This window comes from Streptomyces sp. CT34 (assembly GCF_000805335.1).
In the GTDB taxonomy this organism is placed as follows: Bacteria; Actinomycetota; Actinomycetes; order Streptomycetales; family Streptomycetaceae; genus Streptomyces.
Genome location: NZ_KN708638.1, coordinates 3,961,007 through 3,970,365 on the forward strand (window position 1 = coordinate 3,961,007; position 9,359 = coordinate 3,970,365).

General features: G+C 68.6%; 8 protein-coding genes. 4 read left to right on the forward strand and 4 right to left on the reverse strand.

The annotated features are described in order from the left end of the window. The first annotated feature begins 141 nt into the window (after nt 1-141). The 3 genes from RZ84_RS17280 (at nt 142) to RZ84_RS17290 (ending at nt 2,037) form a co-directional block, all read left to right on the forward strand. Nucleotides 142-723 (forward strand): Uma2 family endonuclease, encoded by a 582-nt coding sequence (locus tag RZ84_RS17280; protein WP_043265065.1) that lies wholly within the window; start codon nt 142-144, stop codon nt 721-723. A gap of 40 nt (nt 724-763) precedes the next feature. Then, on the forward strand, nt 764-1,168 hold the full coding sequence (locus RZ84_RS17285) for a pyridoxamine 5'-phosphate oxidase family protein (protein WP_043265066.1): 405 nt from the start codon (nt 764-766) through the stop codon (nt 1,166-1,168). Between the two features lie 464 nt (nt 1,169-1,632). After that, nucleotides 1,633-2,037: a hypothetical protein gene (locus RZ84_RS17290; RefSeq protein WP_043265067.1), complete on the forward strand. Its 405-nt coding sequence runs from the start codon at nt 1,633-1,635 to the stop codon at nt 2,035-2,037. Nucleotides 2,038-2,119: 82 nt separating this feature from the next. Here the strand turns inward: RZ84_RS17290 and RZ84_RS17295 are convergent, their stop codons facing one another. The 4 genes from RZ84_RS17295 to dnaK are packed head-to-tail and all read right to left on the reverse strand — an operon-like array spanning nt 2,120 to nt 6,328. Continuing rightward, nucleotides 2,120-2,575, reverse strand: coding sequence for a heat shock protein transcriptional repressor HspR (locus tag RZ84_RS17295; RefSeq protein WP_043265068.1), 456 nt, complete (start codon nt 2,573-2,575; stop codon nt 2,120-2,122). Nucleotide 2,576: 1 nt separating this feature from the next. Then, on the reverse strand, nt 2,577-3,749 hold the full coding sequence (gene dnaJ, locus RZ84_RS17300; protein ID WP_043265069.1) for a molecular chaperone DnaJ: 1,173 nt from the start codon (nt 3,747-3,749) through the stop codon (nt 2,577-2,579). 45 nt (nt 3,750-3,794) lie between these two features. Next, on the reverse strand, nt 3,795-4,472 hold the full coding sequence (gene grpE, locus RZ84_RS17305) for a nucleotide exchange factor GrpE (protein WP_043265070.1): 678 nt from the start codon (nt 4,470-4,472) through the stop codon (nt 3,795-3,797). Further along, the gene (gene dnaK, locus RZ84_RS17310; RefSeq protein ID WP_043265071.1) at nt 4,469-6,328 is read right to left on the reverse strand and encodes a molecular chaperone DnaK; all 1,860 of its coding nucleotides are present in this window, start codon (nt 6,326-6,328) and stop codon (nt 4,469-4,471) included. The genes grpE and dnaK overlap by 4 nt, the downstream gene beginning before the upstream one ends. A gap of 344 nt (nt 6,329-6,672) precedes the next feature. Between dnaK and RZ84_RS17315 the strand changes: the two genes are divergently transcribed. Next, on the forward strand, nt 6,673-8,943 hold the full coding sequence (locus RZ84_RS17315; protein WP_043265072.1) for a (Fe-S)-binding protein: 2,271 nt from the start codon (nt 6,673-6,675) through the stop codon (nt 8,941-8,943). Nucleotides 8,944-9,359: the final 416 nt, after the last annotated feature.

Consider the following 9,359-nt stretch of genomic DNA (forward strand, 5'->3'; position numbering starts at 1 on the left):
CCCTGCTTTGGCCAACGTGCGATAAGTTGAGTCTATTCCACTCAAGGCGCTCGATCACGCTTCCGAGTGAAGATCCGACCATCGGCCGCTTCCGCCAGCCATGGCCGGCAACACTGGCCTTCGACCACAAGGAGGTGCAGCATGACGGCTATGGCATACGAGCCGATGGCCACAGACAAAGAATCCCTCCTGGACTTCTTTCTCAGCCTGGACACCCCTGAGGGATTCCGGGCCGAGCTCATCGAGGGGGACATTGTCGTGACGCCGCCGACCGACGGAGATCACGAGGACTACCTGGGCGTCGTCAACGAGCAGGTGTACGGGGAGTCGGCAACTCCCATGCGGATCTCGGGCTACAAGGGACTCGTCCTTTCCAGCTCAGGTGACCATCCCGAAGACCATGTGATCCCTGACGCCACCATCGCCCCACGCTCATTGCGCCTTTTCCGGGGTGCCCCACCATGGATGCCCAGTGACGGTGTTGCCATGGTCGTCGAAGTGACATCGACCAAGCCCAGTAACGACCGCGAGGGCAAGAGGCGCGCCTACGCCCGCGCCAGCATTCCGCTCTACCTCCTCATCGACCGCGACAAGTCCACGGTGACCCTGTTCAGCGATCCGTCCGCGGGAGACTACGTGGGCAACATCACCGTCCCCTTCGGCAAACCCGTCCCCCTCCCCGCCCCCTTCTCCTTCGACCTCGACACCAGCGAATTCCTCTAGCCGGCGGGGCCGGTCTCCGGCCCCCAACTACCCTGGCCCCATGGCCCACGACCTGAGCGCCCTCAGTCCCGAGTACCTCGCCTTCTGGGGCGAGTACTTCATGCCCACGCTGACGACCCTGCGTACGGACGGCACACCGCATGTCGTGCCGGTCGGTGTCACCTACGACGCCGGGCAGCGGATCGCGCGGATCATCACCCGCAAGGACAGCACCAAGGTCAAGAACGTCCTGGCCGCCGGAGCCGACGGGGCCACCGTGGCGGTGTGCCAGGTGGACCGCGGTCGCTGGGCGACGCTGGAGGGCGTCGCCCGGGTGCGCACGGACGCCGAGTCGGTGGCCGACGCGGTGCGCCGGTACGCCGAGCGGTACGGCCGGACCCCGGAGCCCAACCCCGATCGCGTCATGATCGAGATCTCGGTGACCAGGGCACTCGGACGAGCCTGAGCGCCAACGGCCAACTCCCTTCCGCGAGTTCCACCAGCCCCGTTCCGGACCCGTGCCCGTGCCAGGCGGCACCGGCCACGCGTACTGGTCCGGACCTGGCCGAAACCCGCCCCTCCGGATCCGCCACAGGGCGCCTTCCTGGTACTCAGGAACGGCAGGAACGAACACCTCCGTACAACGGCGAGCGGCATCGGACCTGTCCCGGGCACAAAGACGGCAGCTGGAGGCCGCATGGCGTCGGCATCAGGTATCGCGACGACCGTTCCACGCCGTCCGCGCCCCGCCCCTCCCCGCCCGTACGCCGAGAACTGCCCCCGGTGCGGCGGCCAGTTGGCCGTGAACCAGGACGGCTGGAAGATCTGCCACGCCTGCGGATACGCCTCGCCACCCGGTACAGCCCCTCCACCGCGGGCCCTCGGCGGGGGTATCGTCGCCCCCACAGTCGCCACGCCCCGGAGGGCACGATGAACTCGGTCCGAGTGACGGCGATCGCCTGCCTGATGCCGCTGTCCGAGCTGGACGAGGATCCGTTCCTGGTCGATGACCGCAGCCAGCACGACATGTGCAAACAGTGGGCGGCTGCCCGTGACTACCACCTGACCTGCCAGCTCAGCCTGCACCAGCTGCGCGCCGACCACAGCGCGCTGTGGAGCGACGTCGAAGAGGGCCTGGTCGATGTGTTCGTGACGCCCAACCGCCGGGCGCTGGAGTACGCCATCGACGGGGCCGACGAGTTCAGCGCCCGGTGCGCGGCGGCGGGCGTCCGCCTGGAGACCGCCGATCTGGACGAGCCGGTCTATACGCTCACGATGAAGTCCCATGTGCACCGGCGGCTTTCGATGCCGACCGCGGGATACAACGGCTGCTGACGGTAGGGAAACGGCGCGGGAGGGGCCGGGGTGGTGATCCCCGGCCCCTCCCGCACACGTACGAGGCGGTGGCGCTGCCGCGCTACTCCGACGACCGCTTGGGCCGCCACACCACCAGCGCACTGGTCTGCTGGACGTCCTGATACGGCACCAGATCACGGCGGTACGAGGCGTGCACCGCCGCTTCCCGCTGCCGCATCGCGCTGGCCGCGCCCTCCAGGGCGCCCTGGAGTTCGGCGACCCGCTGCTGGAGGGCCGCGACCTGGTTCTCCAGCTCGATGATGCGCTTGATGCCGGCGAGGTTGATGCCCTCCTCCTGCGACAACTGCTGGACGGTGCGCAGCAGTTCGATGTCGCGGGCGGAGTACCGGCGGCCCCGGCCGGCGGTGCGGTCGGGGGAGACCAGGCCCAGGCGGTCGTACTGCCGCAGGGTCTGTGGATGCAGGCCGGAGAGCTGAGCCGCGACGGAGATGACGTACACCGGCGACTCATCGGTCAGTTCATACGGGTTACGACGCTGCCCGCCCCGGCTGTCCATCTCAAGCTCCCTTCGCGGCCTGGAACAGCTCCGCCCGCGGGTCCGGTCCCGCGGTCGCCTCGCGATAGGTCTCCAGCGACTGCCTCGCCTTGTCGCTGAGATCCCCGGGAACGAGCACCTCTATGGTGACCAGCAGATCACCGCGGGTGCCGTCCTTACGGGCCGCGCCCTTGCCGCGGGCCCGCATCGTGCGTCCGTTGGGAGTGCCGGCCGGCAGCTTGAGCTTCACCGGCGGGCCGCCCAGCGTCGGCACCTTGATCTCGCCACCGAGCGCGGCCTCCGGGAAGGTGACCGGCACCGTGATGGTGAGGTTGTCGCCCTTGCGGCCGAAGACCGGGTGGGCGTCGACATGGACGACCACGTACAGATCGCCGGCCGGGCCGCCCTGTTCACCGGGAGCGCCCTTGCCACGCAGCCGGATCCGCTGCCCGTCCGAGACGCCCGCGGGGATGCGGACCTGCATCGTGCGGGCACTGGTCGCCCGCCCGCTGCCCTTGCAGACGTCGCAGGCGTCCTGGGCGATCAGGCCGCGGCCCTTGCAGTCGGCGCACGGGTCGGTGAGCGAGAAGCCACCGCCCGCGCCCCGGCTGACCTGGCCGGTGCCGACACAGGTCGGGCAGACCCGAGGCGTACCGTTTTTGTCGCCGGTGCCGGAACACGCCTTGCAGGGCGCCTGACTGGACATCCGCAGCGGGACCGTGGCCCCGTCGACCGCCTCGGTGAAGCTGAGCGTCACCTCGGACTCGATGTCCTGGCCGCGGCGCGGCTGCGTGCGCGTACCGGTGCCGCCGCGGTTGAACAGGCCGCCGAAGACGTCCCCGAGCCCGCCGCCGAAGCCGCCGGCGCCGCCGCCCTGACCGTGCGAGCCCCCGAAGAGGTCGCCCAGGTCGAAGTTGAAGCTGCCGCCGCCTCCGGGGCCGGGCCGGAAGCCGCCGTTGCCGAACAGCGCCCGTGCCTCGTCGTACTCCTTGCGGCGCTTGGCGTCGCCCAGGATGTCGTTGGCCTCGGAGATCTCCTTGAAGCGCTCCTCGGCCTTGGCGTCGCCCTTGTTGGCGTCCGGGTGGAACTCGCGGGCGAGCTTGCGGTACGCCTTCTTGATCTCCGCTTCCGTGGCGTCCTTCGGGACGCCGAGGACCTTGTAGTAGTCCTTCTCGACGAAGTCCTTGGTGCTCATCCCCGACGTCCCTCCTTCCGCGCGGTTCTCTCTGCCGCCACTGCGTCAGCCCTCGTCCGGGCCACCGCTCTCCTCGTCCGAAGCCTTGGCCCCCTTGACACCCTTGGAGCCCTTGGCGTCCTCGTCGGAGGCGGACTTGGTGCTCTGCGCACCCGGCTGCGGTTCGGCGACGGCGACCCGCGCGGGGCGGATCGTCCGCTCACCGATGCGATACCCGGGCTGCAGGATGGCGACGCATGTCGTCTCCGTCACGTCCGGCGCATACGAATGCATCAGCGCTTCGTGGATCGTCGGGTCGAAGGGCTCGCCCTCCTTGCCGAACTGCTGCAGACCGAGCTTGGCGACCACGGTCTCCAGCGATTCGGCAACCGACTTGAAGCCGCCGACCAGTTCGCCGTGCTCACGGGCCCGGCCCACGTCGTCGAGTACCGGAAGGAGCTCGGACAGCAGATTCGCCGCGGCGATCTCCTTGACCGTGACCCGGTCCCGCTCCACCCGGCGGCGGTAGTTCTGGTACTCCGCCTGGAGCCGCTGGAGGTCCGCCGTGCGCTCGTTGAGCGCCGAACGCACCTGGTCCAGCTGCGCCTGGAGCGCCACGTCCTGTACGTCCCCGGCCGGGGCCGAGCCCGCCTTGTCGGCGGACTCGGCCTGCGCCGCGTCTTCGGGGGCGGCGTCGGAGGGGACGTCGGGCTTCTCGTCGAAGCCCGGGGTCTCCTCCGTCACGCCGCACCGTCCTTCTTGGGCTTCTCCTCGTCGACGATCTCGGCGTCGACGACGTCGTCCTCGGCCTTGCCCTGCTGGCCGGCGTGGGCGCCCTCGGCACCGCCGGCGGCACCCTGCGCGGCCTGGGCGTCGGCGTACATGGCCTGGCCCAGCTTCTGCGAGACGGCCGCGACCTTCTCGGTGGCGGTGCGGATCTCGGCGGTGTCCTCGCCCTTGAGCTTCTCCTTCAGCTCGCCGACCGCGGTCTCGACCTCGGTCTTCACCTCAGCGGGGACCTTGTCCTCGTTGTCCTTGAGGAACTTCTCGGTCTGGTAGACCAGTTGCTCGCCCTGGTTGCGGGTCTCGGCGGCCTCGCGGCGCTTGTGGTCCTCGTCCGCGTAGCGCTCGGCCTCCTCACGCATCCGGTCGACCTCGTCCTTCGGCAGCGAGGAGCCGCCGGTGACGGTCATCTTCTGCTCCTTGCCGGTGCCGAGGTCCTTGGCGGTGACGTGCATGATGCCGTTGGCGTCGATGTCGAAGGAGACCTCGATCTGCGGGACACCGCGCGGGGCCGGCGGCAGACCGGTCAGCTCGAACATCCCGAGCTTCTTGTTGTACGCCGCGATCTCGCGCTCGCCCTGGTAGACCTGGATCTGCACGGACGGCTGGTTGTCCTCGGCCGTGGTGAAGATCTCCGACCGCTTGGTCGGGATGGTCGTGTTGCGCTCGATGAGCTTGGTCATGATGCCGCCCTTGGTCTCGATACCGAGGGACAGCGGGGTGACGTCCAGCAGGAGGACGTCCTTGACCTCGCCCTTGAGGACACCGGCCTGGAGGGTGGCGCCGATCGCGACGACCTCGTCCGGGTTGACACCCTTGTTGGCGTCCTTGCCGCCGGTCAGCTCCTTGACGAGCTCGGCGACGGCCGGCATACGGGTCGAGCCGCCGACCAGGACCACGTGGTCGATGTCGGACAGCGCGATGCCGGCGTCCTTGATGACGTTGTGGAACGGGGTCTTGCAGCGGTCGAGCAGGTCCGCGGTCAGCTGCTGGAACTGGGAGCGGGTGAGCTTCTCGTCCAGGTGCAGCGGGCCCTCGGCGGAGGCGGTGATGTAGGGCAGGTTGATCGTCGTCTCGGTGGACGACGACAGCTCGATCTTCGCCTTCTCCGCGGCCTCGCGCAGGCGCTGGAGCGCCATCTTGTCCTTGGAGAGGTCGACGCCGTGGCCGTTGGCGAACTGCTTGACCAGGTAGTCGACGACGCGCTGGTCCCAGTCGTCACCACCGAGGTGGTTGTCACCGTTGGTGGCCTTCACCTCGACGACGCCGTCGCCGATCTCCAGCAGCGAGACGTCGAAGGTGCCACCACCGAGGTCGAAGACCAGAATGGTCTGGTCATCCTTCTCCAGGCCGTAGGCCAGGGCGGCGGCGGTCGGCTCGTTGACGATCCGCAGGACGTTGAGACCCGCGATCTCGCCGGCCTCCTTGGTGGCCTGGCGCTCGGAGTCGTTGAAGTAGGCGGGGACGGTGATGACCGCGTCCACAACCTTCTCGCCCAGGTACGCCTCGGCATCCCGCTTGAGCTTCTGCAGGATGAAGGCGCTCATCTGCTGCGGGTTGAAGTCCTTGCCGTCGATGTTGATCTTCCAGTCGGTGCCCATGTGGCGCTTGACCGACCGGATGGTCCTGTCGACGTTGGTGACCGCCTGGCGCTTCGCGACCTCGCCGACCAGCACCTCGCCGTTCTTGGCGAAGGCGACGACGGACGGCGTGGTCCTGGCGCCCTCGGCGTTGGTGATGACGGTGGGCTCACCGCCTTCGAGAACACTGACGACGGAGTTCGTCGTGCCCAGGTCGATGCCGACCGCACGTGCCATTTCGATTCCTCCAGCTGACTTGAGTGGAACAGGCTCAAGAGTGCAGCACAGGTCCGAACCTGTCAACAGAGCTGAGTCGGACGCGCTCAACTTTTATATGGGCCTTATCCTCACCGGGCCGCCACTCAAGACGCGGAGCCCCGGCGGGGGGGTTGCCCGCGCGACACAGATCACCGGCCGGGCGGCTTCATGAGGCCCGGAATACTGGGTAACCTCAGCCGCAGACCAAAAAAGTTACTGCTTAGTAGTTCCGCTCGGATCCGGCTGATCTGGTCCCGCAGATCCCTCAGATCCCGCAGATCCCTTTAGATTTCGCCCGCTCTCGCAGGTTCGAGGAGCCCCCAATGCAACTCGCCGCGATCATCGTGTCGCTGGTCCTAATCGCGGTCGGCGTAGCGCTGTTCGGCCGTGCCATCCTGCAGATCTACCGCCAGCTGCGGCTCGGCCAGTCCGTCCCCGCCGGTACCCGCACCGACGAGCCCGTGCAGCGCACGGTCACGGTCGCCAAGGAGTTCGTCGGCCACACCCGGATGAACCGCTGGGGCGTCGTCGGCGTGGCGCACTGGTTCGTGGCGGTGGGCTTCCTCACCCTGCTGCTGACGATCGTCAACGCCATCGGCCAGCTCTTCAAGGCCGACTGGCTGCTGCCGGTCCTCGGCAACTGGCTGCCCTGGGAGCTGTGGGTCGAGGGCATGGGCACGCTGACGACCCTGGGCATCATCGCCCTGATCGTCATCAGGCAGCTGAGCAGGCCGGGCGGGGCGGGCCGCAAGTCCCGCTTCGCGGGCTCCAACATCGGCCAGGCGTACTTCGTCGAGGGCGTCATCCTGATCGTCGGCATCTGCATCGTGATGCTGCACGCGCTGGAGGGCGCCCAGCACGGCGTCGACCACTACGAGGCGGCGTACTTCGTCACCTACCCGGTGGTCGCGGCCCTGAAGGGGCTGAGCGTCGGCACGCTCCAGAACCTGACGTACCTCTTCGCCGGCATCAAGATCGCGACGTCCTTCATCTGGATGATCACGGTCGCCCTCAAGACCGACATGGGCGTGGCCTGGCACCGCTTCCTGGCCTTCCCCAACATCTGGTTCAAGCGCGAGGCGGACGGCGGAACGGCGCTCGGCGCGCTCCAGCCGATGACGTCGGCCGGCAAGCCGATCGACTTCGAGGACCCGGGCGAGGACGACCAGTTCGGCGTCTCCCAGATCGAGCACTTCTCCTGGAAGGGCCTGCTGGACTTCGCCACCTGCACCGAGTGCGGCCGGTGCCAGTCGCAGTGCCCCGCCTGGAACACCGGCAAGCCGCTCTCGCCGAAGCTGCTGATCATGTCGCTGCGCGACCACGCGCACGCCAAGGCGCCGTACCTGCTCGCCGGCGGCGGCAAGGACGCCGAGGGCAACGAGAAGGGGACCGAGGAGCAGCTCAAGGACGTGCCGGCCGCCGCCCTGGCCGAGGCCGAGCGCCCGCTGATCGGCACCCTTGAGGAGAACGGGGTCATCGACCCCGACGTGCTGTGGTCCTGCACCACCTGCGGCGCCTGCGTCGAGCAGTGCCCGGTCGACATCGAGCACGTCGACCACATCGTCGACATGCGCCGCTACCAGGTCATGATCGAGTCCTCGTTCCCGTCCGAGGCGGGCACGATGCTCAAGAACCTGGAGAAGAAGGGCAACCCCTGGGGCCTGGCCAAGAAGCAGCGGCTGGCGTGGACCAAGGAGGTCGACTTCGAGGTCCCGGTCGTCGGCAAGGACGTCGAGGACCTCACCGAGGTCGACTACCTCTACTGGGTCGGCTGCGCCGGCGCCCTGGAGGACCGCGCCAAGAAGACGACCAAGGCGTTCGCCGAACTCCTCCACATCGCCGGCGTGAAGTTCGCGATCATGGGCGGCGACGAGGCGTGCACCGGTGACTCGGCCCGCCGTCTGGGCAACGAGTTCCTCTTCCAGCAGCTGGGCCAGCAGAACGTCGAGGCGCTGAACATGGCCTTCGGCGAGGACAGTGACGATGAGTCGACGAAGAAGCCCAAGGCGTCGAAGAAGATCGTCGCGACCTGCCCGCACTGCTTCAACACCATCGCCAACGAGTACCCGCAGCTGGGCGGCGAGTTCGAGGTGATCCACCACACCCAGCTGCTCCAGCACCTGATCGACGAGGGCAAGCTGATCCCGGTCACGCCGGTCGAGGGCCTGATCACGTACCACGACCCGTGCTACCTGGGCCGCCACAACAAGGTCTACACACCGCCGCGCGAGATCATCGCCAAGGTGCCGGGCCTGCGCAACGAGGAGATGCACCGCCACAAGGAGCGCGGCTTCTGCTGCGGCGCCGGCGGCGCCCGGATGTGGATGGAGGAGCGGATCGGCAAGCGCATCAACAACGAGCGCGTCGACGAGGCTCTCTCGCTGAACCCCGACATCGTCTCCACCGCCTGCCCGTTCTGCCTGGTCATGCTGACCGACTCGGTCAACGGCAAGAAGAACGACGGGAAGGCCAAGGAGTCCGTCCAGGTCGTCGACGTGGCCCAGCTGCTGCTGGACTCCGTCAAGACCCCGATCGACCCGCCGTCGGACGACGCGGAGTCGGCGGACGCGCCGGAGCCGGCGCCGGCGAAGTAGGTTCTCGGCGTTCCGCCCTTCCGCTGCGCTTTGCCTGCGTCCCACGTTGTCGGCTTTCCCGCCGTGGTGGTTGTTCGCCGTTGCGCCTGCGGCCCGTCCGCTGCGCTTTGCCCGCCCGACGTTGTTGGCTTTCTCGCCGTGGCGCCTGCGGCGGGCGGGGCCGCTGCCCTTCCGCTGCGCTTGGCCGGCTTCCCACGTTGTCGGCCGTCCCGCCGTTGCGCCTGCGGCGGGCGGGGCCGCTGCGCCCTTCCGCTGCGCTTTGCCTCGCCCAACGTTGTCGGCCGTCCCGCCGTGGGGGTTTGTCGCCGTGGCGCCTGCGGCGGGCGGGGCCGCTGCGCGGGGCTGTCGGGTGCGGTGACGGGCCTGCGGGGCAGGGTGTCCGGACTGCTTCGCTTTACGTCCGGACACCCTGCCCC